The sequence below is a fragment of the Methylotenera sp. genome, from assembly GCF_030684185.1.
In the GTDB taxonomy this organism is placed as follows: Bacteria; Pseudomonadota; Gammaproteobacteria; order Burkholderiales; family Methylophilaceae; genus Methylotenera.
Genome location: NZ_JAUXOY010000014.1, coordinates 321,414 through 347,911, shown reverse-complemented (window position 1 = coordinate 347,911; position 26,498 = coordinate 321,414). Strand labels below are relative to the sequence as shown.

Here is a 26,498-nt window from a genome sequence, read left to right as displayed (position 1 = left end):
TCAATAGATGCAATCTCCTAATGCAAAAAGAAGTCAAAGAAAAATCCAGATACGCCGTTGTAGCGTCAGTTCAACTGCCTAGCGTGAGCGATGTCGAGTTTGAGGCGTCACTGAATGAGCTACGTGAGCTCGCAAAAACACTGGGATACGAAGTCGTCAGAACCTTCGTGCAAAAACGTTCCGGCTTTGACATGACGGCCTACCTTGGCTTGGGTAAGCGGCAGGAAATACGCGACTTTGTGAACCACGAATCCGAAGAAATAGATACCAAGCCTAATGATTGGGATATTGACACCCTCTTGGTCGACCACGAAATCTCACCATCACAGGCGCGCAACCTTGAACTTGAGGTCGGCTGCGAGGTGATGGACCGGACTATGGTCATCCTCGAAATTTTTCACCGCAATGCCCGATCTCGCGCAGCACGCGCCCAGGTAGAAATCGCCCGCCTTGGCTACATGGCGCCGCGCCTGCGCGAGGCGGCGAAACTTGCTGGACCGCAAGGGCGGCAACGCAGTGGCGAAGGCGGCCGGGGAGCCGGAGAATCGCACACTGAACTAGACCGACGCAAGATCCGTGACCGTATCGCCGAACTTCAACAGGAGATTATCGCGATGGATGTCGAACGCAACACACAGCGCGCCCGTCGGCAAGAGCGACAGGGGCTTGCTGTTGTGGCGCTCGTTGGCTATACGAATGCCGGCAAGTCAACCTTGATGCGCGCACTTACGGGAAGCGAGGTGCTGGTTGCAAACAAACTCTTCGCCACACTTGATACAACAGTGCGGGCACTTCACCCGGAAAGCGTACCGCGAGTGCTCGTCAGCGACACAGTAGGTTTCATCAAAAACCTGCCCCACGGCCTCGTTGCCTCATTCAAATCAACGCTAGACGAGGCACTTGATGCATCACTGTTGCTACACGTCATTGATGCAAGCGATCCTGGATTTGAGCGTCAGCTTGAGGTCACCAATGAAGTGCTTGAGGAAATCGGCGCGAACATTGTGCCACGCATCCGCGTTTTCAACAAAATCGACCACGTAGGCGATGCGACGGCGCAAGCCGAACGTGAAGCGACTTTGCGGGCTAAGTATCCAGATTGCGTGGTGATGAGTGCTCGTCGACCTGATGATGTTGCCAAGCTACACCAAACAATCGTCGCGTTTTTCCAGCAAGATCTGATTGAGGCTGAGCTTTTTCTTCCTTGGACGGCACAGCAACTGCGCGGAGAAATCTACGCAAGCTGTCAGGTACTGGAGGAGCGCTCAGATACCGAAGGCGCATTCTTTAGAATTCGCGGCGAGCCAGGTTCGATCAAAAGTCTGCGCGAGCAGGTTAGTGAGATGTGATGAAGTCAGCGCTTTTGATCCAATCACGTTAAATAGGCATTAGCCGCTATTCAACAACCAGTTCACTTCTTCTTCAATTTTTCCTGTAGATTCGCAAAGGGATTATGGGTTGCCACTGGCGCCTGGTCACCAATAACCCTTCCCCGTAACGATTCATCCAGAATGCGTGCATGCTCATTCTCATGGCAGTAGATACAGAGTAATTCCCAGTTACTGCCATCAAGCGGATTGTTGTCGTGATTATGATCTTTATGATGAACTGTTAGCTCACGCAGACGTGCGCCAGAGAACTCGCGTGCGCATCGCACACAAACCCATGGGTACAGCTTAAGCGCTCGTTCACGATACTTTGCTTCACGCTCAGAACTATGACGACGTGCTTCTGCAACTATACTGTCAAGTCGCGCTTGGTTCGGAGTGTGATTGACCATAAGTGGAATCTCCTTATTTTGAGGCATTCTAGACTGCCTAAACAAATTGTTAGGTTGTCGTTGACTGCAAAACTATCACGTCTAAAGCAATTTTCCCTGTCTGGATTGACTATTATTATTGGTATTGATCAAACAACCCTTTCTGGCTCGCTTCAGCAGATATCTGCTCATATCTTCACCGATAATTGTTTTTGTTTTACCTTTGATAATAATGCTCGCAGATGTTCCATCACACAATTCAACTCGTGTAATTGATACCCCATCAGGAATATCCATCATTCTCACGCCTTTGCCGCCATTTGGATATTCATTTATTTCACTGATTTGAAATACCAGTAGTTTATTCTCGGACGAAGTTACCGCAACATGGGTACTTTCATTCAATTTAATAGGCGGGTTAATGGTTGCACCATCTTCAGGCTTCATAAAGGCCTTACCTGTCTTAGGTCTGGCAATAAGCCCTTTCAATGGCGCAATGAATCCATAGCTATTTGATGTGCTAAACAGGTATCTATCCTCATCCTTTCCAGAGAGTGCATGCACCAATTTTGCACCGTTCTGAATCTCTATAATAGAGCTAACCGGAATGCCATCTCCCTTGCCGCCAGGAACACTAGATGCATCAAATGAGTAACATCGACCGTTTGTATCCATCAATACAATTGGCAGCGTAGTTCGCGTGTCAAGAACTGAGAATTCACCGTCTCCTGCTTTCCATACAATAGATTCACGGTCAACGCCGTGGCCTTGCCTAGATCTAATCCAGCCGTTCTTAGAAAGCATAATAGTCACAGGCTCATCTACTACAAAGGCCTTTTGACCACCTTGAATGCGCTCAACAGGTTCAATCAACGTACGACGGTCATCACCATATTTTTCAGCATCCTGTTTAATTTCTTTAGCTGTTAGCCTACGTAATTTAGTATCGCTGGCCAAAATCGCTTCCAATCGGCCTGCCTCTTCACGAAGTTCTTTTAACTCTCGTTCAATCTTGAAACCTTCAAGCCTTGCCAATTGGCGCAACCGAATTTCTAGAATATCTTCAGCCTGAATTTCACTTAGTTTAAAGGCGGTAATCAAATCAGCCTTAGGGTCATCTGAATTGCGAATCACTTTAATGATTTCGTCAATATGCAGGAACGCAATTAAGCGGCCATCCAAAATATGAATGCGACGATTAATCTTGTCCAAGTCAAACTGGCAACGCCTGCGTACAACGTTGAGACGAAACTCAATCCACTCTTTCAGGATTTTAACCAATCCTTTTTGCGCAGGACGGCCATCTGTACCAATCATCACCATATTGGCCGGGCATGAGACTTCCATGCTGGTGTGGACTAATAGAAATGCCATTAACTCTTCACTAGGAACCTTGCTGGTCTTTGGCTCAAGAATTAATCGGACATCTTTTTTACCTTCACTTTTGACTGAATCAAGCATACTCAGAACAGATTGTTTAACCAGCAACTGATCCTGATCTATCGTTTTTTTATCTTTTTTGGGCTTAGGATTAGAAATAGCCTCAATTTCAGCCATGACCGTTTCAACTGAAACCCCGTGCGGTAATTCATTGATGATAATGCGCCACTGACCACGCGCCATTGGCTCAACCACCCACCTAGCCCGCAATCTTAATGAGCCTCTTCCAGTTTCATAAACAGAGTGAATATCAGATGTTTGTGAAATCAACTGTCCGCCGCCAGGAAAATCCGGACCAGGCACATGCACCATCAATTCTTCTGTTGTGCAATCAGGGTTATCCATCACATGTAAAACAGCGCTTGCGATCTCACGCATGTTATGTGGAATCATCTCGGTTGCCATACCAACAGCAATACCAGAAGCGCCGTTAAGCAGCATCATCGGCAGTCTAGCGGGCAGCATTACCGGCTCTTGAAAAGCACCGTCATAGTTATTTTGAAAGTCAACCGTACCACGATCAATTTCAGAAAGCAGCAGGTCAGCAATAGGCGATAAACGCATTTCGGTATATCGCATCGCAGCCGCACCATCGCCATCTCGAGAGCCAAAGTTACCTTGCCCATCGATAAGTGGATAGCGCAGTGTAAAGTCTTGCGCCAGACGAACGGCTGCTTCATATGCAGAACTATCGCCATGCGGATGATACATACCAAGCACATTACCAACAACACGCGCTGATTTAACCGGCTTAACGCCAGCAACCAAACCCATTTCTTTCATGGCAAACAGGATGCGTCGTTGTACAGGCTTCTGGCCGTCCTCTACTGACGGTAACGCGCGGCCTTTTACAACTGAGACAGCATAAGCCAGATAGGCTTCTTCAGCATACTCACCAATAGCAACAGCGCCATCCTCATTATCACCATTATTTTCAATCATATTGCTATTATCCATTTAAACGTCCGCCTCAACATCATTACCACGACGTTCAATCCACTCTTTACGGGCGGCAGATTCATTCTTAGCCATCAGCATGTCAAACATCTTATGCGCACTGTTAGCTTCACCCTCAGGCATTCTCACTTGCACTAACCGACGTGTATCGGGACATAACGTGGTTTCCCATAGCTGATCCGGGTTCATTTCACCTAGGCCTTTAAAACGCTGAATGCCAACTTTATCCTCGGAAACACCCTCTCTCTTGAGCTTTTCCAGTGTCGACACTTTTTCAGCATCATCTGACACGTAAATTTTTCTGGCAGGCTTACTCTTACCCTGTGCTGGAACATCTATTCGATAAAGAGGTGGTTGTGAAATATAAACATGACCGCGTTCAATCAATTTAGGCGCATGACGCAATAACAAGGTAAGCAGCAACACCTGAATATGCGAGCCGTCAACATCAGCGTCGGATAATATGCATAACTTGCCGTAACGCAGGCCTGAGAAGTCAGGATTATCTTTGATGGTATGAGGCTCAATACCTAGTGCTACAAAAATGTCATGAACTTCAGAATTACCAAAGATACGCCCGGCATCGACCTCCCAAGTATTCAGCACTTTGCCGCGTAACGGCAGCAATGACTGGAATTCATTATTGCGCCCCATCTTGGCGCTACCACCAGCAGAATCACCCTCAACTAGAAACAGTTCAGCGGCCATCGTGCCCGCCGCCTCACAATCAGTAAGTTTGGAAGGCATCATATTGACGCCAGAAGATTTACGCTTCTCGATTTTCTGCGTCGATTTATTTCGAGCAGCCGCAGAGCGATTCACTAAATCAGAAATACGCTTTGCAGACTCAACATTCTGACTAAGCCAAGTTTCCATGATTGGCTTGACTGATGAAGCCACCATTTTCATGGCGTCACGATTAGTCAGCTTTTCTTTAGTTTGTCCTTGGAATTGCGGGTCCAATACTTTTGCCGCCAATACGTAACACACATTATTCCAAACATCTTCCGATGAAACCTTAATGCCACGTTGCATCATACTGTGATGCTCCATAAACGACTTGATAGCTTCAAATACGCCATTACGCAATCCGGCTTCATGTGTGCCGCCAGATAATGTTGGAATAAGGTTTACGTAGGATTCACCGCGCGCACCGCCTGCGCCAAATGACAATGCCCATAAAGCGCCTTCGCCTTTTGATATACCGTCATTACTTTCGTTATGGTAAAACTCGCCTGAAATAATAGGAATTGGCGGCTCATTATCAACCTCATCGCGCTCGCCAATCATTTCTTCTAAATATTGGGGTAGCCCACCTTCATACGTCCATGAACGCTCATCGAAACCATCAGCACCTTCAGTCGTTAAGGTGACGCTAACGCCTCGTAAAAGTACTGCCTTGGATTTAATTAGATGCTCTAGCTGCGAGAGCGACACTCTTGGAGAGTCAAAATATTGTGGATCTGGCCAGCATTTCACTGAAGTGCCAGTATCTTTCTTCAAACATTTGCCAATTTCTTTTAGCGGCTCTATGCAATCACCATTAGCAAATACTAGCCCGTGAACCTTGCCGTCTCTTTTGACTTTTACTTCTAGTCTGGTAGATAGCGCATTGGTCACAGAAACACCAACACCATGCAATCCTCCGGAGAACCTGTAGGAGCTGTTTTCGTCTTCCTTATCAAACTTACCGCCCGCGTGCAGTTGGACAAAGACTAATTCAACGGCAGGCTGAGACTCGCCTGTAGGTATTTCTACCGGAATACCTCGGCCATTGTCAGACACCTCAACAGCGCCATCCTTATAAATAGTAACGCTAATATGTGTTGCATGACCGCCAAGTGCTTCATCCGCCGCATTATCAATCACCTCTTGCACGATATGCGTAGGTGAATCTGTCCTGGTGTACATACCTGGTCTAGCACGTACTGGTTCTAACCCACGCAAAACTCTTACCGAGTCTGCACTGTATTCTTTTTCTGCCATTAATGTTCCTTACAGATTACAAACTAGATGGTTCTTGTAATAAGCTTTCTTTAATCAAACTATTTATAGAAATCATCTTGCCCGCTGTAGCCCCACTGCTAAAGTAGTGACTGATTTAACTTCTTATATTTCAAACACAGCAATATAGCCATTCTCAAAAAGGAAATAATTGCTCACTTTAAAATAGGCTATCCGCTTTCTTTTTTACATAGGTAAAAAGGGGGTGTTTTAAGTAGCACGAATCCTTTGTAAATAGCTTATATTAACCAAAGAGCCGGACATTTGAATAGCCCTAGACGTACTAAAACAAAAGAGATTAGCTTGACAGCCAATCTCTTTTGTTTTGTCAGCAATACCATCTCAATTTAAAACAGGCTATTTTGTATTTTAACTTGAAAGTTACCCTATAAATTGCTCTTAGTGCACCTAAATTAGCCAGTAGTGGTCTACTAATAGCGCTGCAAAAAGTAATGTTAAGTAAATAATTGAATATTTGAATGTACGTTTTGCCAAATCATCTGAATATTGTCGATACAAACCAATCACATAGGCCATAAAAATAGCATTTAAAACAACTGCTGATACCAGATAGATTAAGCCACTCATACCTAGTCCATAAGGCATAAGTGATACCGCCACCAAAATAATGGTATAGAGCAATATATGTAGCAGCGTAAACGCCTCGCCGTGCGTAACGGGTAGCATAGGCATACCTACTTTCGCATATTCTTCACGTCTATATAGCGCCAATGCCCAAAAATGCGGCGGGGTCCACGCAAAGATAATTAAAAACATAATAAGCGACTCTGGTGAAACGGTATTGTTTACTGCTGCCCAGCCTAATATTGGCGGCATGGCACCTGATGCGCCACCTATGACGATGTTCATTGGTGTCGCTGGTTTTAAGAATACAGTATAAATAACCGCATAACCGACGAAGGTTGCAAACGTTAGCCACATTGTGAGCGGGTTTACATAAAAGTAAAGTATAGCTAAACCACTGCCACCAAGTATGGTTGCAAATATCATGGTTTGCATTGAAGAAACTTGGCCTGTCGGCAAGGCTCGTGCACGCGTGCGCGCCATTACTGCATCGATTTTATGTTCAATCAGGCAATTAAATGCTGCCGCTGCACCCGACGCAAATGCGATACCAAGCGTGGTTGCAAGCAGCAACGTTAGCGGCATTGCCTCGACAGCAGGTTTGGCGAGGTACATGCCGATAATTGCCGTAAATACGATAAGCGATGTGACTCTAGGTTTACATAGAGAAAAGAAGCTTTTAATGCTTAAGCCTATACTTTGCATTGTGGTTGCATTGATACTCATTTGACGCTCTCGCTTACTTTTGTTTAATTCAACTATCATGTGAAGCTACTTATAAGATTAAAGATGCTGGTTCATCAGTAATAGATTACCTAGAAGAGCTAGAAATTTTGGAGTTTAACGTCACCAAAATAATCACTAGCAAGCCCGCAGTAAAGTTGTGTGCAACAGCAAGGACTAAGGGCAAATGCAATATCAGATTAGAAATTCCTAACAAAATTTGGGCACATAGCACTACAAACAAGGTTATGCCCAGACGTTTTAACTGCCAGTACTTCATTATGTTGAGCACCAGTAAACCCAAATAAATAAAGGTGATCAGCGCACCAACTCGATGCGCCCACTGAATTGCAGTGATTGAAGCAAGCGTTAAGCCACCACCATTGGCACTTTGCCCTAACTCACGAACCATGTGAAATGCATCTTTAAAATCCATTTCCGGCACCCACATGCCGTGGCAGGTTGGAAAGTCAGTACAAGCAAGGGCTGCGTAATTGGTGCTAGTCCAGCCACCTAAAAAAATCTGCATAAATAGAATCAATAGTGCGAAGCGTATAGCAAACTTAAGGCGGCCTGATTTCACAATACTCGCGGAGTAATGCCCCCAATGCCGATGTGCTAGCCAAGTTAGAATAGCCAGTGTCGACATTCCGCCCAGCAGGTGCGCGCTGACGATGGCTGGTTTGAGTAACATTGTGACTGTCCACATACCCAGCATCGCCTGAAATGTAATCAGTACGAGTAGAAAGGTCGGTGTCCACGGGGAACATTTTATTTCGGCTTTTGCGCGCCATCCGAATATAAAAATAGCCAGAACAATCAAACCCAATATACCAGCTAAGTAACGGTGTGCCATTTCACGCCACGCCTTACCCACTTCAACGGTACTGTGCGGGTAGCCTGCCTGTGCACTGGCAATCGCCGCTTCACTTTGCGGCACGGTCAGCGTACCATAACAACCTGGCCAGTCAGGGCAGCCTAGACCAGCATCGGTAAGCCTGACATAAGCACCAAGCACAGCAACACATAATGCTAAAACTGAAGCGATTAATACTAAAGCTTTAAAATACCTGTAGATTTTTGTAGTTAAATACATCTTAACCAGCCCAGGAGAATCTTAACAATCGCGTAATATCTTTGCGAACTTCAGGCAGCGGCACCTGCGATTGGTAACTCATCATCAAATGGCCAAGTGGATCAACTAAATATAAGCGATTACTCAAAATTACGTTTTCATCATTGACTTGAAACTGCTTTGTGTAATTTGATATATTTTCGATTGATTGATTAACGATAATTAAATCAGGATAGTCGAGTTTAATTCTATTCACATCTTGAGTCGTAGTCATCAATACACGCTGAGCACGTGGCATGTCTTTATAAAGTGAAACATGCAACTGACGCATATCGTGCAATTTATCTAAACATTTTTTTTGGCAATCGCCAGCAATATATACAACACTCCACTTATCCTTCCAGAACTGGTTTGGCAAGTCCAATCCTTCGCTGTTCTTTAACTCACCAGTTGCGCTTAATAAGCGTGCTGGACGAACCAACTCGCCTACGCTTGCGCCATTTGGCATCCAATTAAATTTATACATCATGATGACAACGGCGATAGGTACAACAAAAAATATCAGCATCAGAATCAGGATTATGCGACCTTTACGCTGCATTTTTAATTCAGGTAATTGTTGTTCGTTTTGCATGTAAAACTCATTTAATTAATAAGGGTAAATATCAATATCATTATAAATTGCCAATCTAAATACATGGTGATATCTAAACTACTTAGCATTTATCTCCGGCTTTATTTCATGCCTATCCTTGGTAAAACTCATGTAAATAAAAATAAGCAGCGTTGCGAATGCAAAGCCAAACCACTGATAGGCATAGCCAATATGCGTGGTTATACGCTCTGCTGGCACCTGCCAGTTTCTAACAAAACCACCCGCCTCACTATTTTGATCCAATTTAATTGCCATATCAGACACAGTAAACGGCACGAGCTGCTTATATTTATCAATATCCATATTCTGCCAAACCATTTTCCATGGTTCGCTATTACTTTTTCCACTATTTACGGCCATAGGCTCAGCTTCTAATGTAAATATTTTCTTACTGGGAACCCAAATTTGACCTATGATTGTTTGCGTCCCCACAGGGGTATTAAATATAGGCAAATCTGTATGTGTATCTTTACCTAACACCCAACCACGATTAATTAACACGTATCGCGAAGTATGATCAATTTTTAAAGGGGTGATAACGTGAAAGCCAACTCGTTTACCTTCCACCTGATTATCTAGTAAAAACTGATACTTTGTATCATATACCCCCGTTACCGCCACCTTTTTAAACTTCCAATCATCAATATCCAACTGTTGATTTTTTATATTATTCAGCGGGAATTGAATGGCCTCATCTACTTTTGCATGGTTATATGCCGTTTGTATTGCAAGCTTTTGCTGTGCTTTATTATATTGCCATAGACCGAACTTAATAAATAATGGGATACATATCAAAGTAATTACTATACCCATTAGTGTTGGCCTGAAAATATAACGATTTACTCTAAATTGAATGGGTTTTATCATTGCTTTTGTTTCACGATTGAATTTGTTTCCTGTGTGACTCATAATGCTTATTCAAATTCATATTAGGCAAAATCATGTTAATAAAAGTATTTATTGTTTTAGCTTTAATTGTGATTATTGGCAGTTTATTTTCCGCACTTTATTTTTTGGCTAAAGACAAAACTGGCGGCGAAAGAACTGTGAAAGCCCTCACTCTACGTATTGGCCTTTCAATTACATTGTTTATCCTATTGATGTTAGGCTACTATTTTGGCCTAATTGGTCATTAACATTATTACTGGGTTTACTACTAGCAATCATCTTGATCAGTTGAATAAAAAAGGCGATGCATGGGCATCGCCTTTTTTATTGGCTTATTTTAAAGAATATAGACAAATATAAACAAACCTAACCAAACTACGTCAACAAAGTGCCAATACCACGCGACACCTTCAAAACCAAAGTGATGCTCTGGCGTAAAATGGCCCTTTATACAACGGAGCAGAATAACGATCAACATCAAAGTACCGAGCAACACATGAAAACCGTGAAAACCAGTCAACATAAAGAAGCTCGCACCATAAGCGCCGCTACCGAGCGTTAAGCCCATTTCAGTATAGGCATGGTGATATTCCAAACCCTGACAAATCAGGAAAGTTACGCCAAGCGCCACGGTGAGTGCCATGCCAAGAATGAGTTGTTTACGATTATTTCTAATCAATGCCCAATGTGCCCATGTGATAGTGGCACCAGAAGATAACAATAAAGCCGTATTTATTGCTGGCAAGCCACTCCAGCCCATAGCCATAAACTTAGGATCTGGCACATATTCTGCGCCTAATACCGCGCCGCCAGGACCTATTGAAGGCCATGTGCCTAGAAAGTCTTTATACGGCGTGAATAAGGGGTCAAACGATGCCAACTCTGGCACAGACAATACGCGCATATAAAATAATGCGCCAAAAAAGGCTGCAAAAAAGGCAAGTTCAGAACAAATGAAAACAATCATGCCAATGCGAAACGATTTATCTTCCCAACTTTTATAACTACCTGTCAAACTTTCGGTAATTACGGAACCCATCCACTTAAATACCATAGATAGAATGAGAAGCGCGCCAAAAACCATCATCCATTTACCAGGTGTTTGAAGATAAGCTAAATCTGCGCTTTGATTATTAGCTATGCTAAAAACAAAACCCGACGCTAAAGAAAGCAGCCCAATAGAGATGATAGCTGGATATATACTACCGTGCGGTACGTAATATTGATTGTTAGAATGTGTCGCCATGCAATAACTCCCGTGCATTTTTTATAAATATTAAATTTACAATGGCCAATAAGCCGCCATTACCTCACCATAAACTGCAAACAACCGTACTTACTTAGCACCATCCACCGATGGAAAAAATGCATATGATAACGTCATGTCAGAAACATCTTTCGGTAGCTCAGGGCTAACAAAAAAACGTAAGGGCATTTCTTTTTCCTCACCTGGTTTAAGGGATTGGTTTACAAAACAAAAACACTCAATTTTTTTAAGATTGGCGGCTGCAATGCCAGGTGTAACACTTGGAACCGCCCTGCCGACCACCACTTCATTTGTAGTATTTTTTGCAATAAATATGACCGTTTCAATTTGTCCTGGGTGTAACCTGATACTTGTCTGCTTAGGGTAAAAATTCCAACCAAGCCCTGGCATTACATTCGTGGTGAACTGAACATTTAACCAACGCGTGTTATCTACTTTTGCCTTTGATAACACAGCGGTAGAATTGTTAGTTTTTCCATTCAATCCAGTTAAACTACATAAAACGTCATACAAAGGCACAAGTGCAAAAGCAAACAACAACGAACCCAGCAACATCCATAAAATCTTACGTACCAGTAATTTGTTTTTTAAATCAAGCTGCTCTTTAGCAGTTAATGCTTTGATTTCGTTTATTGATGCCATATTGTAAATATTGACACTACATACCAAATCAATGCAATGCCCCCTAAAATGAGTGCAATTTTTTTACTGCTGATTTTAGTTTTTGTTTCTTTGTTATCCATATTCATCCAAACAAACCCAGTTTAATTATCTTACTCATCAAACTGGGGTTTTAATAACGTCATCAATATCTATCAGCTTTACTTAACCGTCGGTTGCTCAGAAAAGCTATGGTACGGCGGTGGTGATGGCAAAGTCCACTCCAAGCCATGCGCACCTTCCCAAACTCGATCTGTCGCTTTTTTACCACCTTTTACACAACTCACAATGTTGTAAACAAATATCAACTGTGACAAACCAAGTACGAAGGCGGCAATTGAAGAAATCATATTAAATTCAGCAAACTGTAATGCGTAGTCCGGAATGCGACGAGGCATACCAGCCAAACCTAAGAAGAATTGTGGAATAAACGTCAGATTAAATGAAATTGCAGTTAACCAGAAATGCAACTTACCTAACTTCTCGTTATACATATGTCCAGTCATCTTAGGCAGCCAGAAGTACGTTCCAGCCATAATACCCATGATGCCGCCAGCAAACAGCGTGTAATGGAAATGAGCAACCACAAAATAACTATTATGATATTGCGCATCAGCTGCAACGTCAGCAAGCACCAAGCCTGTCAGTCCACCGATACCAAACAATATAATCCAGCCCACCGTGAATAACATTGGCGTTTCAAAGCTCATAGAGCCTTTCCACATTGTTTTAATCCAGCAGAAGAACATCACCGCTAGCGGCAATGAAATAGCCATTGTGCTATACATGAAGTAAAGCAATGCTGGTACTGGCATTCCAGATGTAAAAAAGTGATGAGCCCAAACTACCACTGACAATGCACCAATTGCCCAGAATGAATACACTTGTGCTTTATAGCCGTACATTGGTTTACGTGAGAAGGTTTCCAGGATTTGTGGAATGAAACCCCACACTGGAAGTAATAAAATATACACTTCAGGGTGGCCAAAAAACCAAAATAAATGCTGAAACATGACTGGATCACCACCGCCCGCCGCATCAAAGAAGTGAGTACCAAAGTGGCGATCTGTTAACAACATCGTGACTGCGCCAGCTAAAACAGGAATAGTCGCCACTAATAAGAATGCCGTTATCAACCAACCCCAGCAAAACAAAGACATTTTCATTAGTGTCATGCCAGGCGCACGCATATTAAACAGCGTAACAATAATGTTAATTGAACCTAGCACAGAAGAAATACCCAACAAATGAACTGCAAAAATTGCAAAATCTACACCAATACCACCTTGAATAGATAAAGGCGGGTAAAACGTCCAACCCGTAGCTAAGGCACCATCACCAATACCGAACATCGCCAGCGTAAATGGTAATGTTAGTAGAATCGCTGACGGAGGCAACAACCAAAAACCCCAGTTGTTCAAGCGAGGCAACGCCATATCTGGCGCACCAATCTGCAATGGAATCATCCAGTTAGCAAATCCTGTAGCTGCCGGCATCAATGCGGCAAAAATCATAATCAAGGCATGTACACCAATCAGCTGATTAAAGAACTCCGGGTTCAATAGCTGAAGACCAGGCTGAAATAATTCAGCACGAATAGCCAAAATCATGGCGCCGCCCACAAAAAACATAATCAGAGCGAAAGTAAGGTACATCGTACCGATGTCTTTATGATTGGTGGTGGTCAACCAGCGCATAATCCCTGTCGGGTGTTCAGCATGTTCTTCATGATGTGCTGTCGTTGTTGTACTCATTGCTATCTCCTAATTACTCAAACTAAATAATTAATTATTGTTTAAACTCAAATTGCGACAATTACTTACTGGCGAGCAGCTTTAACTTGCGCTGGTTGCAATACATCGCCGACACTATTTCCTAAAGCGTTTCGCTCATAGGTAATGACTGACGCAATTTCCGTATCATTAAGCAACGCTTTCCATCCGGGCATCACACGTATACCATTCAACACGCGATCCAGATGCCCGTCCTTCAGATACTTACCATCTTCACCAAAAATAGGTGACGTTACAGCTTTACTTCCTGTTAATGCAGGGAAAGCTGGTGGCAGACCGGCACCACTCACTTGGTGACATACCGCACAGTTTTTATCGTAAACACCCTTGCCAGTAGCAACAAGCTCTTCTTTTGTCCACTCCTTATCAGCACCCGCATCTGCTTTTGCTAGCTCTTCTTTTTTGGTGGCTACCCATACTTTGAACTCATTCATCGGCACAGCATCAACCACTACTGGCATGTAACCGTGACCTTTGCCACACAACTCCTTACATTGACCGCGATAAGTGCCCGCTTTATCAACCTGCACCCATGTTTCACGAATAAATCCTGGCACGGCAAGGCGTGAAGAACCAAATTGCGGCACCCACCAGTTGTGCATAACATCAGTTGCGGTCATCAAAATACGTACTTTTTCACCCACCGGCAACACCAGTCGATTATCAACTTCAAGCAGATACTGTTCATCTTTTTTACCGTCAAAACCTTTATCCGTCTGCTCTTTTGGCGTAGACAAGTTACTTACGAATTTAATACCCTTGGCGTCTCCGTCCATATATTCATACTGCCAGCGCCATTGAGACCCTGTGACTTTTACAACCATCGTAGCTTTATCACGCGTATCCTCCATCATAATCACACTGTGATACGCTGGAATACCCATTATCACAAAGTCAATTAGTAATAAAATTACAAACGGTACAAGCGTCCAGAAAATTTCAACCGCAGTTGATGGCGCTTTATCAGCTACTGCTTTGTAACCTTTGCTTTTACGATGTGCAAAAATCGAATAAATCATAATAGCGAGCACGACTACAAATATTGCCATCGTAATTAACATAAATTTGTTGTGCACGTGCAATGTATCTAACGCCATTGGCGTTACTGGCTCAGGGAAATTCCAGGAATATTCAGCATACGCATTGAGCGAGGCTAGGAATGCAAACAACCCTAAGCCAATTTTTTTAAAAACTTGCATAAAACATGCTCCAAAACTAATTAATAAATATTTTTTAATTTTTGTTTAAGCTTACGCGCTAGTTCCGCACGTTGCTCATCATTTATAAAATTTCTACCAAACTCAATTTCTTTTCCATGCGAACGAATAAACAGTCCGCTTTTTCCAATTGCACCCTTGCCGCCAGCTACACCACGCACACTTATTTGCGCCCAATGCGCTTGAAATACGGTTGTAGTGACTTCCTTATAATTTCTTTTTTCTATTACTATCTGGTCATTTTCTATCGTAATACTTTCAAAATCACCTGAATGTATTCGAATATAGTGAAAAGCGTAAGCAAATGCCAAAATCTCTAGCCCAGCGAAAGGCAACACCCACCATGCGCCGATACGCGAGAACCCCAACCCCACTACCAAAATTATTGCAGCCAATCCAGCAAGCACTTTCAGACCAGCCTCAGGCGTCAGTGAATTATTTGGCCTTACAATAATCTTGAAACCTAAATCAGACATTGCCATATACTGTTTTTCAATAAGCAAGCATAAAATTAAACCTCTTACAGTCATTAGAGGTGCGACAATTTGACGCACATCAAAAAGTAGCATAAAAAAAACTTACACTCAAGCGAATTGTTACAACTTTGTAACAATTTAGATAAGTTTAAAATTTAGTTGAATGAGCTTTGCCAGGTAAACAAGCATGATTAGAAGATGCCTCAGTGGCAATTAACCGCCATTTACACAAAATTCAGAACACACTTCAGCATGACGGCTTTTTGGGCACATGAACGGAAAAATCGTTACGATAAATATACATTTTTAACGCTTATTCTAATAGATTTTTTTTGCGTAACAACTGCGCAACGAAAATGGGCAAAAAAAATGACCTGCAAAATGCAAGTCATTGTTTTTTATTGGTGCCCGGGGCCGGAATCGAACCGGCACGCATTGCTGCGCGGGATTTTGAGTCCCGTGCGTCTACCAATTCCGCCACCCGGGCTTTTGGGAATACACATTACTGTATAATTGCAACGTCGCTATTATAGCAAGCTCTGAGAATTATGCGAACAGAAGATTTCGATTTTTATTTACCCAACGAATTAATTGCACAACACCCTACCGCTGATAGGTCCGCCAGTCGTATGTTGCACCTCAATGCTATAGACAACCACCTGGCGGATAAAGCATTTATAGAATTACCTGATTGCTTACAAGCTGGTGATTTATTGATATTTAACGACACGCGTGTGATCAAGGCGCGTTTATTCGGTCATAAGCATAGCGGTGGTAATATTGAGGTTTTAATAGAGCGTGTCATCAACCAGCACATTGCTTATGCACACATGCGGGCATCTCGGGCACCAAAAATAGGCAGCCGCATCAAACTTGCTAACGCTTTTGATGTAGAAGTCACAGCACGTCACGATGATTTATTTGAGTTACGATTTTTAAGCGAATTCTCTGTACTGGACCTACTTGAACAATACGGCGCATTGCCTTTGCCACCCTATATTACTCATAAAGCCACAAGTGAAGATGAAGAACGTTACCAAACCGTGTTTAGCAAACACCTAGGTGCCGTTGCGGCACCCACTGCTGGTTTGCATTTTAATGAGTCTGTTTTACAGACGCTTAAAGAAAAAGGCATCAATATTGCGTATGTAACCCTGCATGTTGGCGCTGGCACTTTTCAACCAGTGCGCGTGGAAAATATTCATGAGCATATAATGCACAGCGAGCTCTATAGTATTTCGCAAACCACGATTGACATGATTACCGAAACAAAAATGCATGGCGGTAAAGTTACTGCCGTTGGCACGACTGTATTACGTGCATTAGAAAGTGCTGCTCGTATAAGTGACACTAATACTGATGGTCATTTACAAGTTGGAAGTGGCGAAACCAACATATTCATTACACCTGGTTATCATTTTAAAGTCGTAGATCGTTTATTTACTAACTTTCATTTACCTAAGAGCACCTTACTCATGCTAGTGTCCGCATTTGCCGGTGTAGAAAATATTAAAAGAGCTTATCAGCACGCTATAGCCAAGCATTATCGTTTTTTTAGTTATGGTGATGCCATGCTGCTGGAAAAGCAGACTAATGCGTAACTTAATATTGTTGGCTGAACGAATGCAGACCCAACATTGACTAAACTCAGCAGGCTTTATAACCAAACATTCCTAATTCAGTATTAAATGAAAGATTAATTATGCGTATTTCAACAGCGATATTTTCAATTGCCTTAGCAGGAGCACTACAGCCAATACATGCTGCGATTCTACCCAATGCTGAAGTTGGCATTAGGATTCCATTAGTACAGAAACCAAGCACACGCCCAATGACTGTGGCATATATTCCTGGTTTAAAACGCTACTACATTGCAGATGGCGGATTGGCACCTATGGGTAGCGAAATTGAAGCTCCTATCTCAAAATCACAGATTCATGCTTATGATAATGAAGGAAAATACGTCAACTCTGCCCGACCTGGCTATGACAATCGCTCGATTTATTACAATCTAAATTCAAAAAACTTAGAAACTATTACCTATAATATTTCTAGTTTTGGTGGCTTCACACCTAACACAGGTATTTTCTCAATTGACCTTACCGAATCTGGTGAAGTCAAAGACACCTCTACTGACATCTTTGGATTCAACCCAGCCTTTGGTGATGCCAATACTATGCCAAGCTATAACCATGAGGCCAATCAGTATTATGCAAAACAGGGTCGCAGCAACAAGGTGTTGATGGTTGATCTAAAGCAGCGCGAGTATGTTCGTGAAATAAACCTAGACCTAGCTAGCGCAGGCGCAGCATTTGATGATGTAAGCGATTATTTTGTGGCTTACACCGGTGCAAAAGGTGAAGAACTTGCGTTGCTTGATATTGATCATAAGTCGGTATTGATTTTTGATTTAAGTGGCAAATATGTCAGTAAGAGCGCACTGCCAAAAGATTTAAAACTGCGTTCACATAACCATCACAATGGTGCTGGCTATGCCAATGACATGATGTTTGTATACCATGAGTCAGAGGGTGAGTTTGGCACTTATTATGGCTTTAAGGTCTTAAAATAAAACTAAACCTAACAACCGTTAATATTCAGTTTTGAGTTTCAATTCACAAATAAAAAACCGCCTAATAGGCGGTTTTTTATTTCACTTAAAATTTAAGCTAAAATTATTTTCCAAGCATACCAGCTAACTTTCCAGAAGCCATACCGAATAATGCGCCAAGCACAACTGAAACTGCCACTAATAACACTGGATTTGTCATATTCATCGCCATTGCATTGCCTGCTGTACCAGCTGTTAATGCCAAGCCTGCCGTTGCGGCGTAACCATACACATTAGCAGGAACTACTGATAACAAGTTAATTCCCGCTACAATCACTAACGGAAACACGGTTACTGCAATAATGACAGGAGCTGCTAAAACACCTAAACCACCTAGCGTGCCAGAGCTTACCAGATACAAAGCAATACCAGCCATGACCGCACCAAATATCATCCCTGCAATTGTTTTTTGCAATGCAGCACCATCACCACCCGTGTGAAAATAGCAACCCCATGCGATAAAACCAACCCATACCAATGCAGCACCAGCGAGTGGGTTTAACGCTAAAAATGCCCACACACCCCCTAAAACAGCAATACTTAATGCAAGTGCAGTTAATTTCGACATACTTTTCTCCTAATTATTATATTGAGTAGCAAGTTAATTCGAATAGCAACGTAATGTGCGAGGGCTTATTCGGAATAGTGCGAAGAATTCACCCCTAACATATAAACGCTGAGGGGAATACTGAATGATTTTTACAAAAATGTAAACTTTTTTGCGATACTTTTTAGCACTAATCTAGTGCAAAATGTACGTAAACTGATAAAAACATCCGATTTTAGATATTTTTTGGTGCGTAATCCCAGTTTTTTGGTGCGTAATCCCAATTTTTACGCCAGGCACCAAGCACTAGATTTGGATACTGCGGCTTACCTAAACTACCGTTATATCGACCTAAAGCGCGATACAAATCACCACGTTCAATGTCAATATAGTGCCTCAGAATTGTGCATCCATAGCGGAGATTAAGACGCAAATGAAACAAATTATGGTCATTGGCACCAATACTACGCACCCAGAATGGCATTACCTGCATAAAACCACGTGCGCCTACCGATGAGACTGCGTATTTTTTAAAGCCACTTTCCACTTGAATTAGTCCAAGTACCATTTGCGGATCAATGCCAGCACGGGTAGCTTCATAATGTACCGTACGTAAAAAATCTTCACGATACGAAGTATCTGGAATACGCTTTTGTAAGCGCCGGGACATTTCATTTAACCATGCTTGACCTTCTTCCTGTGTTGCAAATACAAGTTTTGGCGAGGCTCTGTCGCTGATACTGCGCTGCATCAAAGCCTTTACACTATTCGACAAAGGCTCTTCGCGCTGAGATCCAGCAATGCTAGTCATTGAAACTAAAGTTCCAATCAAAGCAAATAATGTCATTTGTAACAATTTAAGCATGTTTGATTATAGTGCCACTTTTTGCATAAACTCAACTATATTCGATAATAGAACTGACTGCCCTTCTGCATCAGTTCTCCCTTTATACTCCACAGCACCTTCAGCTAAACCGCGCTCACCTATCACCAAGCGATGCGGAATGCCCATTAAATCTGCCTCGGCGAACATCACGCCTGGGCGCTCACCCCTGTCGTCTAACATCACATCAACATCTGCGGCTAACAAGTCATCGTACATTTTATTAGCTGCCAATGAAACAGCCTCTGATTTATCATAGCCAATCGGGCAAATCGCTACCGTAAAAGGTGCCATGCTGACAGGGAACACTATTCCGCGCTCGTCGTTCCCTTGCTCAATAGCTGCACCTACAATACGCGATACGCCGATACCATAACAACCCATTTCCATTACCTTTGTCTGACCATTTTCATCTAGATAGGTGGCATTCATGGCTTCTGAGTACTTAGTACGCAGCTGAAAAATATGGCCTACTTCAATGCCACGGCAAAGTGATAATGTGCCTTTACCATCCGGACTAGCATCACCTTTGACCACATTGCGGATATCCGCCACTAAACCTGGCTCTGGTAAATCTCTAGCAAAATTCACGCCAGCCAAGTGAAACTTAGGCTTATTGGCGCCACAAACAAAATCACTCATCGCTGCAACCGTTCTATCTGAAATGATGGTCACGTTTTCGCTCACATTTACTGGCCCGATGAATCCAGGTGGGCAACTCAGGTTAGCGCGTATTTCTTCTTCTGTAGCAAACCTGAAATCTGACAAACCTGTCAACTTTCCGACTTTTACCTCATTTAAAGTATGGTCGCCACGCAACAATGCTAAATAAAACTTTTCATTTGCAGGCTCAGTTTTAGCTATCAGAGCAATTGCTTTGACTGTTCGCTCTATGCTGATACCCAATAACTTCGCGACATCTTCGCAAGCGGTTTGCTTAGGCGTTTCCACTTCGCGCATCATCTCGGTCGCAGCACTTCGGCTGCTACTTGCCGGCAAAGCCTCTGCAAGCTCTACGTTCGCTGCATAATCCGAGGTTTCGCAATAAGCTAAGCCATCTTCACCAGAATCAGCAAGTACGTGAAACTCATGCGAACCATCACCGCCTATAGCACCTGTATCGGCTTTTACTGCACGAAACTTTAGGCCTAAACGATTAAATACATTGCTGTAGGCCTGAAACATAGTTTGATAAGTTTGCTCTAGCGAAGCAAAATCCGCATGAAAAGAGTAAGCATCTTTCATCATAAATTCACGTGCACGCATCACACCAAAGCGCGGGCGAATCTCATCACGGAACTTAGTTTGAACTTGATAGAAATTGAGTGGTAGCTGTTTATAACTGCGGATTTCTGAACGTGCAATGTCGGTAATCACTTCTTCATGCGTTGGGCCAAAACAAAACTCACGTGAGTGGCGATCTGTAATTTTGAGCATTTGTGGGCCAAACACTGCCCAGCGACCCGTTTCATCCCATAGCTCTCTTGGTTGTACGGCTGGCATCAACAGCTCAAGCGCACCCGCTTTATTCATTTCATCGCGCACGATGGCCTCAACTTTACGCAATACGCGCAAGCCTAGCGGCATCCAGCTGTAAAGACCAGAACCTAAACGTTTAATCAATCCAGCACGCACCATTAATATATGGCTTTGCAACTCTGCATCGTTGGGGGCTTCTTTTTGGGTGTTAAAGAAAAATTGTGAGGCGCGCATGGTGGTATCAAGTCTGTGCAAAAATCAAAGACCGAATTTTACATATAATCAGTGATTTAGTCAGCAATTGTTATGGTATTTATTCGGGGTTATTCCATCAACAATCCATTGAATAAACCTCTCTCAATGACGCTGGACTGGGCTATCTATTGGTATATAGCCAGACTTCCATACTTCAAACGGCACAATGGTAGCGGGCACGCCATTATCATAAAACCAGCTATCCACCGCATAACGCCGGCCTGTAGCAACTTCGCGAATCACCGCAGTAGTATGTGGCCATCCGTTAAAAAAGAAGTTACGTGTACGCATGTCTTCTAATGCATGCAATTTTATTAGGCCGTAATGATGCATTAATTGCATGTAAGTCGTGGTGTTGATGGACTCATCATTGCAATCTAACTGGCCAGGAAACTTTGAATTGTTAAACGTGCCTGCGCGGTCTGTGGCAGTGCCTATTTTTTCTCCTACAATAGTTTCCAACAGACCGATTGCATTTGCAATTTGCTTACGCTCAAACTCCGCCTTTAACTGCGCATCTTTAGTTTTATCTGCAAAGATTGCTTCCACCTTTAACCACTCTACTGGACTCAGTGAAACTCGCCTAATTTCAGCGCAGCCACCGCCAAAACAGACATCAAATGCTTCCAGCGTCGGCTGTTCCTGATAAATCTTTGATATATCCGATACTGCAGCTTCAGCACTCAACGTAGTGATTAAGCAAAATATAAAACTAAATAATGATAGGTGTATTGGGTAGCTCATTAACGTTTTCACTATCTATAGGGTAGTGTTGCATCAATAGCGCACCAATTTGCGCAATGCCATATATCACCCCACCTTCAAATTGACCGTGTCTAAACATAGCCTCCATCTCATGGCTTATCTTTTCCCAACCTTGATTGCCAACATGCTGATGAACGCCGCGATCTGCCAAAATCTCAAAGTCACGGTCGGCTAACAGCAAGTAAATTAACACGCCGTTATTCTGCGCGGTATCCCACACATGGAATTGTGAAAACACTTCAATTGCGCGTTTTTTGGCTGATTTTCCTCTAAAAATATCAAATATATGCAAATTGGATTCAACCACGAAACGAATCTCGCCCATGTGTGAACTTTCGCTGGCAGCAATGGCTGCTTCGATGTGCCGCATAGAGTCTGCAGGGAAATACCGCCTGACCGCCCCTGGCAAAACAAAGAGATGCTTAAATAACCGCTGGATGAATTTGAGTGACATTACCAATCTCCAGACGCGCCACCGCCACCAAAACCGCCACCGCCACCAGAAAATGGATCGCTGCCACCACTACTTCTGCCGCCTCCATAGCCTCCACCATAACCACCCGCTTGGCCCATGCCAGAATGGCCGACGAGTGTTATAAAAAATGCCACAATACCAAACAATATCGCCGCCAATAAACCGCCACCAAGTATCCAAGCCAGTATACCAATAGCACCGCCATTGAGTACGCCACCAAAGAAATTACCAAACATAGCGCGCAATATGCCGCCTAGTATAAGCCCGCCAAACAGCAAAATTGGCAACATGTTTTCAAAACTCTTGCTATTAAATGCTGGCGACGCAGGTGGAGCCAGTTGCTCACCTGATACCAAGCCAATAAGCTTATCAGTGGCATTGTTAATACCGCCATAAAAGTCACCCTGCTTAAAACTGGGTGTCATAATCTCGCTGATAATACGTTTTGCTGTTAAATCCGGAATCGCACCTTCTAAACCATACCCTACTTCAATGCGCATTTTACGGTCATTTTTTGCAACCAAAACCAACACACCATCATCTTGTTTTTCTCGCCCTAGCTTCCAAGCATCAACCACTCGAATACTATATTGCTCTATTTCTTCCGGCTTTGTAGTTGGTACGATTAACACCGCTATTTGACTGCCTTTTTGTTGCTCGAAAGTTGCCAATTTGGCTTCGAGCTGGCTTTGCTGATCCTGTGTTAGAGTTTGAGTTAAATCGGTGACACGTTTTTCAATTGCTGGAATAGCAGCCAACTCAGCTCGCACATTGCATGAAGCAAATAACAGTATCGCGCAAAGCACGAGCAAGCTCGCTTTTAGCTGAGAAATCACTTTATTACTAATTTGAAATGATAGGTCAAATAATGACTGCTACTTCTTATCACCAAAATCCACAGTTGGCGCTACCGAGATTGCCTTCTCATTTTCCACAATAAATGATGGCTTGGTTTTGTACCCAAACATCATCGCAGTTAGGTTTTCCGGGAAAGAACGTACCGCGACGTTATAGCCTTTAATCGTTTCAATATAACGATTCCTCGCGACTGTAATGCGATTTTCAGTACCCTCAAGCTGAGCTTGCAAGTCTCTAAAGCCTTGGTCGGCCTTCAAGTTTGGGTAGTTTTCTGCAATCGCCATTAAGCGGGATAAAGCAGAGGTCATCTGTCCTTGTGCCGCTTGAAATTTAGCAAATGCCTCTGGGTCATTCAGCACTTCTGCTGTGACCTGCATACTGCCAACGCGCGAACGCGCATCTGCAACTTGTGTCAGCACTTCTTTTTCATGCGCAGCATAACCCTTAACTACATTCACCAAATTAGGCACTAAATCTGCACGACGTTGATATTGGTTAAGTACTTCAGACCAGCTAGCTTTTACCTCTTCGTCTAATGATTGAAATTTGTTGTAGCCACAGCCAGTTAAGTTTAACAACAGTAAAGCTGTCAATAATTTTAGGTAGATTTTTTGCATGTCCATTCCTTACGAATAAATCAAAGTTATAAAGCCGTCAATAAAACAAAAGTATACTGATATAAATTGCACCCAAGACTACATATTTCAAGAGTTTACAATTCAGAATTTTGTAAACTCATATCCTGTAAAACTTGCATCGCAACACAAAAGTCATCCCATGCTTTTGCCTTATCTTGTGAGTTTCGCAATAAATGCGCTAAATCATAGGTAGCCACTAATGCTATATCTTGGAATTTTTTGGGTGTGCCACGAAGATCATCTAGCGCTGCTGTTGATTGCAGCATGGCTTGCGCAGTAGATTCCCCCATCGCAATCAACAGCTTGGGGCGCATATTCTTTAAAACATCCAGTGGGTTTTTAGATATCTCCGCTGGCTTGGTTTTGATGTGTATCGCCTTGCAAATATTTTGAAGCAAAAGTGCTTCATCGCCAGGCAGTGCAACATCGGGCATCACAAATAACCAATCATCATCTTCACTAGCGATGTGCGTGAATAGCTGCGGTACAGCTGCTTGCGGTTCTAACGTCACGGCTAAATCAGATGTAAGCTCTACTAAAAGTGTTTCTTGTTCAGAATTGACTGACTCGGATTCCAATATATCTCCTGTCAATATATTTTCTACCAATAACCCTTCTGCCTTTAACTCCTCTAGCAAGGTTATCTCTGCTTCAACCTGCGGCAATTCAGCCTCCACTTGCGACGGCAAAGGCACTCGCAGTTGCCAGACAGGCAGCAACTCGAGTTCGCGCATAATATCTTCACGTGTCATCATGGTTTTAGTTTCATGTATAAAATCTTAAAGTGCCAAGCCCATTAACACAGCGTCCTCACGACCATCTACTGCCGGGTAATAAGCGCGACGGATTGCCATTTCATTGAAACCCATATTTTCATATAACGCAATGGCAGGAATATTACTTGGGCGCACTTCTAAAAACATATTAGCCATCTGATTATTTTTGGCAATTCCCACCATATATTCTAATAACAGCCGACCTAATCCTTGTTTTTGGTAATCTTTAGCTACACTCAAATTAAGCAAATGCACCTCATCTAACACCATCATCATCAGTGAGTAAGCAATGATTTGTTCATTCCACACCAGTACCCAAGCACTGTAACCAGAAGTCAATGAATCACTAAAGTTGCCGCGCGTCCAGGGATAGGGGTAAATATGTGGTTCAATTGCCATAATCGCGTCCAGATCATCCATTTGCATAGGGCGAAATTGATATTGAGTTTTTAGCATAGCACTCATAAACGCAAACCTTGCTCCCGCTCTGTGGTTTTAAGTGCCACGCGGTTACGAATATAAATTGGCATAGCCTCACCCGCAGGCCTAGCTTCACCATTAACTAAAATTGGCTCAGCAAGTTTAAGTATTGCACTAGCAGTGGGCAATAATTGCGGTTGGGTTGCTTGCAATTGCCCTGCATACACAAGGTTTAATTGTTCGGCATAAGTCTGCCAACCGCTGCCTGCACCAACCCAGCCATCACCAATTATTGCAGGCACAACATCTGGCTTATATAAACCAGGAGCAAAGATAGTTTGCCACTCATTGCCTGTTTTTTCATAAGCCGCATGGTATACCTCACCCATGCGCGCATCCAGGCAGGCAATCACTTTATTGGCACCACTTGCTTCAGCCAACGCTAATAAGGTGCAAACACTTACAACAGGCAAATTAGCACCAAAGCCCAAACCCTGCGCCACTCCTGCAGCAATACGTACACCAGTAAATGATCCTGGTCCCGCCCCAAAAGCAATACATTGCAACTCATTTAATTGCAACTCTGCGGCATCAAGCAAGGCTTGTATTTGCGGCAATATGATTTGCGAATGTGTTTGACCTGCGTTGATGTCAAACATTAGAGTTTCATTACCTTTTAACAAGGCTATTGATAAGTATTCGGTAGAGGTATCAAAGGCTAATAAATTCACGATAGGTTTAATGCTCATTTTTGTCAGACGCTATTTTGCCACGCATCTGCTTAATTTGCCCACGTTGTGTTTTACTTTCTAAGCGTCGCTGTTTAGAACTGTAACTAGGGCGAGTGGCGTAACGTGTAGGTTTTACTTGATTTGCTGCATTTATAATTTCATGCAAACGTTTAATCGCATCTTTTTTATTTGCCTCTTGCGTACGGTATTGCTGCGCCTTTAACACCAAAACACCTTCATCAGTAATGCGATTATCCTTCAAATGCATCAACCGGGCTTTAAGCCAATCGCTGAGTGATGAGGCCTGAATATCAAAGCGTAAATGAATCGCACTCGATACTTTGTTCACATTTTGCCCACCTGCGCCCTGCGCGCGAATAGCGGTAAGTTCATACTCGGTTTCGGGGATTAAAATCATATGGTTAAGTATCAAACAATTCAGTAGCGATATGGTGATTGCACAGGTAATAAGCAATCTGCTTCATTGTACACATTCTTAAGCGCGTCATTAATGCAAAGTGGCAAAACCATTAAGGCCCAGTCATTTCTGACAGGGCCTTA

27 protein-coding genes and 1 tRNA gene are annotated in these 26,498 nt (G+C 43.0%); 4 read left to right on the top strand and 24 right to left on the bottom strand.

Annotated features, from left to right (window positions below):
- The first annotated feature begins 20 nt into the window (after positions 1-20).
- Positions 21-1,349, top strand: coding sequence for a GTPase HflX (gene hflX / locus Q8J82_RS04330; protein WP_305327817.1), 1,329 nt, complete (start codon positions 21-23; stop codon positions 1,347-1,349).
- A gap of 62 nt (positions 1,350-1,411) precedes the next feature.
- On the opposite strand, the gene Q8J82_RS04325 is transcribed toward hflX, so the two are convergent.
- The 7 genes from Q8J82_RS04325 to Q8J82_RS04295 form a co-directional block, all read right to left on the bottom strand.
- Positions 1,412-1,780 carry a YajD family HNH nuclease gene (locus Q8J82_RS04325; protein ID WP_305327962.1) on the bottom strand — a complete coding sequence of 123 codons (369 nt, stop codon included), beginning with the start codon at positions 1,778-1,780 and terminating at the stop codon, positions 1,412-1,414.
- Positions 1,781-1,861: 81 nt separating this feature from the next.
- Complete coding sequence (gene parC / locus Q8J82_RS04320; RefSeq protein ID WP_305327816.1) at positions 1,862-4,156, bottom strand: DNA topoisomerase IV subunit A; 2,295 nt, start codon at positions 4,154-4,156, stop codon at positions 1,862-1,864.
- Positions 4,157-6,142 (bottom strand): DNA topoisomerase IV subunit B, encoded by a 1,986-nt coding sequence (locus tag Q8J82_RS04315; RefSeq protein WP_304890811.1) that lies wholly within the window; start codon positions 6,140-6,142, stop codon positions 4,157-4,159.
- A 426-nt stretch (positions 6,143-6,568) separates the two neighbouring features.
- Positions 6,569-7,471 (bottom strand): heme o synthase, encoded by a 903-nt coding sequence (gene cyoE / locus Q8J82_RS04310; protein ID WP_304890821.1) that lies wholly within the window; start codon positions 7,469-7,471, stop codon positions 6,569-6,571.
- Positions 7,472-7,556: 85 nt separating this feature from the next.
- Positions 7,557-8,564, bottom strand: a complete 1,008-nt coding sequence (locus tag Q8J82_RS04305) for a heme A synthase (protein WP_305327815.1) — start codon at positions 8,562-8,564, stop codon at positions 7,557-7,559.
- A gap of 1 nt (position 8,565) precedes the next feature.
- Complete coding sequence (locus Q8J82_RS04300; protein WP_305327814.1) at positions 8,566-9,177, bottom strand: hypothetical protein; 612 nt, start codon at positions 9,175-9,177, stop codon at positions 8,566-8,568.
- 78 nt (positions 9,178-9,255) lie between these two features.
- Positions 9,256-10,107 carry an SURF1 family protein gene (locus Q8J82_RS04295; protein ID WP_305327813.1) on the bottom strand — a complete coding sequence of 284 codons (852 nt, stop codon included), beginning with the start codon at positions 10,105-10,107 and terminating at the stop codon, positions 9,256-9,258.
- A gap of 32 nt (positions 10,108-10,139) precedes the next feature.
- On the opposite strand from Q8J82_RS04295, the gene Q8J82_RS04290 reads away from it, so the two are divergent.
- Positions 10,140-10,334, top strand: coding sequence for a twin transmembrane helix small protein (locus Q8J82_RS04290; RefSeq protein ID WP_304890815.1), 195 nt, complete (start codon positions 10,140-10,142; stop codon positions 10,332-10,334).
- An 89-nt stretch (positions 10,335-10,423) separates the two neighbouring features.
- Here Q8J82_RS04290 and Q8J82_RS04285 read toward each other — a convergent pair whose 3' ends face one another.
- The 6 genes from Q8J82_RS04285 to Q8J82_RS04260 all read right to left on the bottom strand — a co-directional run bounded on the left by Q8J82_RS04285 (position 10,424) and on the right by Q8J82_RS04260 (position 15,986).
- Positions 10,424-11,332 carry a cytochrome c oxidase subunit 3 gene (locus Q8J82_RS04285; RefSeq protein WP_305327812.1) on the bottom strand — a complete coding sequence of 303 codons (909 nt, stop codon included), beginning with the start codon at positions 11,330-11,332 and terminating at the stop codon, positions 10,424-10,426.
- Positions 11,333-11,422: 90 nt separating this feature from the next.
- Positions 11,423-11,995: a cytochrome c oxidase assembly protein gene (locus Q8J82_RS04280; protein ID WP_304890817.1), complete on the bottom strand. Its 573-nt coding sequence runs from the start codon at positions 11,993-11,995 to the stop codon at positions 11,423-11,425.
- Between the two features lie 179 nt (positions 11,996-12,174).
- Positions 12,175-13,767 carry a cytochrome c oxidase subunit I gene (ctaD, locus tag Q8J82_RS04275; RefSeq protein ID WP_304890818.1) on the bottom strand — a complete coding sequence of 531 codons (1,593 nt, stop codon included), beginning with the start codon at positions 13,765-13,767 and terminating at the stop codon, positions 12,175-12,177.
- Between the two features lie 65 nt (positions 13,768-13,832).
- The gene (gene coxB / locus Q8J82_RS04270) at positions 13,833-15,005 is read right to left on the bottom strand and encodes a cytochrome c oxidase subunit II (RefSeq protein WP_305326763.1); all 1,173 of its coding nucleotides are present in this window, start codon (positions 15,003-15,005) and stop codon (positions 13,833-13,835) included.
- Positions 15,006-15,025: 20 nt separating this feature from the next.
- Positions 15,026-15,592, bottom strand: coding sequence for a DUF2244 domain-containing protein (locus tag Q8J82_RS04265; RefSeq protein ID WP_305327811.1), 567 nt, complete (start codon positions 15,590-15,592; stop codon positions 15,026-15,028).
- Between the two features lie 309 nt (positions 15,593-15,901).
- Positions 15,902-15,986, bottom strand: a tRNA-Leu gene (locus Q8J82_RS04260).
- 61 nt (positions 15,987-16,047) lie between these two features.
- Between Q8J82_RS04260 and queA the strand changes: the two genes are divergently transcribed.
- Both queA and Q8J82_RS04250 read left to right on the top strand, forming a co-directional pair.
- Entirely contained in the window at positions 16,048-17,100 is a 1,053-nt protein-coding gene (queA, locus tag Q8J82_RS04255; protein ID WP_305327810.1) for a tRNA preQ1(34) S-adenosylmethionine ribosyltransferase-isomerase QueA, read from the top strand.
- 101 nt (positions 17,101-17,201) lie between these two features.
- Positions 17,202-18,071 carry a hypothetical protein gene (locus tag Q8J82_RS04250; protein WP_305327809.1) on the top strand — a complete coding sequence of 290 codons (870 nt, stop codon included), beginning with the start codon at positions 17,202-17,204 and terminating at the stop codon, positions 18,069-18,071.
- A gap of 103 nt (positions 18,072-18,174) precedes the next feature.
- Here the strand turns inward: Q8J82_RS04250 and Q8J82_RS04245 are convergent, their stop codons facing one another.
- The 11 genes from Q8J82_RS04245 to arfB form a co-directional block, all read right to left on the bottom strand.
- Positions 18,175-18,678: a DUF1097 domain-containing protein gene (locus tag Q8J82_RS04245; RefSeq protein WP_305327340.1), complete on the bottom strand. Its 504-nt coding sequence runs from the start codon at positions 18,676-18,678 to the stop codon at positions 18,175-18,177.
- A gap of 214 nt (positions 18,679-18,892) precedes the next feature.
- A complete protein-coding gene (locus Q8J82_RS04240; RefSeq protein ID WP_370653568.1) occupies positions 18,893-19,468 on the bottom strand; it encodes a lytic transglycosylase domain-containing protein in 576 nt (191 codons plus the stop codon).
- Positions 19,469-19,528: 60 nt separating this feature from the next.
- A complete protein-coding gene (locus tag Q8J82_RS04235; RefSeq protein ID WP_305327961.1) occupies positions 19,529-21,253 on the bottom strand; it encodes a proline--tRNA ligase in 1,725 nt (574 codons plus the stop codon).
- 123 nt (positions 21,254-21,376) lie between these two features.
- Positions 21,377-22,018 (bottom strand): hypothetical protein, encoded by a 642-nt coding sequence (locus Q8J82_RS04230; protein WP_305327808.1) that lies wholly within the window; start codon positions 22,016-22,018, stop codon positions 21,377-21,379.
- Positions 21,987-22,493 carry a TPM domain-containing protein gene (locus Q8J82_RS04225; protein ID WP_305327807.1) on the bottom strand — a complete coding sequence of 169 codons (507 nt, stop codon included), beginning with the start codon at positions 22,491-22,493 and terminating at the stop codon, positions 21,987-21,989. Before Q8J82_RS04225 ends, Q8J82_RS04230 begins: the two co-directional genes overlap by 32 nt.
- On the bottom strand, positions 22,493-23,347 hold the full coding sequence (locus Q8J82_RS04220; protein ID WP_370868624.1) for a YgcG family protein: 855 nt from the start codon (positions 23,345-23,347) through the stop codon (positions 22,493-22,495). Before Q8J82_RS04220 ends, Q8J82_RS04225 begins: the two co-directional genes overlap by 1 nt.
- Before the next feature lie 42 nt (positions 23,348-23,389).
- Positions 23,390-23,989 (bottom strand): LemA family protein, encoded by a 600-nt coding sequence (locus Q8J82_RS04215; protein ID WP_305327805.1) that lies wholly within the window; start codon positions 23,987-23,989, stop codon positions 23,390-23,392.
- Positions 23,990-24,084: 95 nt separating this feature from the next.
- A complete protein-coding gene (locus tag Q8J82_RS04210) occupies positions 24,085-24,765 on the bottom strand; it encodes a hypothetical protein (protein ID WP_305327804.1) in 681 nt (226 codons plus the stop codon).
- A 24-nt stretch (positions 24,766-24,789) separates the two neighbouring features.
- Positions 24,790-25,251 (bottom strand): ribosomal protein S18-alanine N-acetyltransferase, encoded by a 462-nt coding sequence (gene rimI / locus Q8J82_RS04205; RefSeq protein WP_305327803.1) that lies wholly within the window; start codon positions 25,249-25,251, stop codon positions 24,790-24,792.
- Positions 25,248-25,937: a tRNA (adenosine(37)-N6)-threonylcarbamoyltransferase complex dimerization subunit type 1 TsaB gene (gene tsaB / locus Q8J82_RS04200; protein WP_305327960.1), complete on the bottom strand. Its 690-nt coding sequence runs from the start codon at positions 25,935-25,937 to the stop codon at positions 25,248-25,250. Before tsaB ends, rimI begins: the two co-directional genes overlap by 4 nt.
- Positions 25,938-25,944: 7 nt before the next feature.
- Complete coding sequence (gene arfB, locus Q8J82_RS04195; RefSeq protein WP_305327802.1) at positions 25,945-26,355, bottom strand: alternative ribosome rescue aminoacyl-tRNA hydrolase ArfB; 411 nt, start codon at positions 26,353-26,355, stop codon at positions 25,945-25,947.
- Positions 26,356-26,498: the final 143 nt, after the last annotated feature.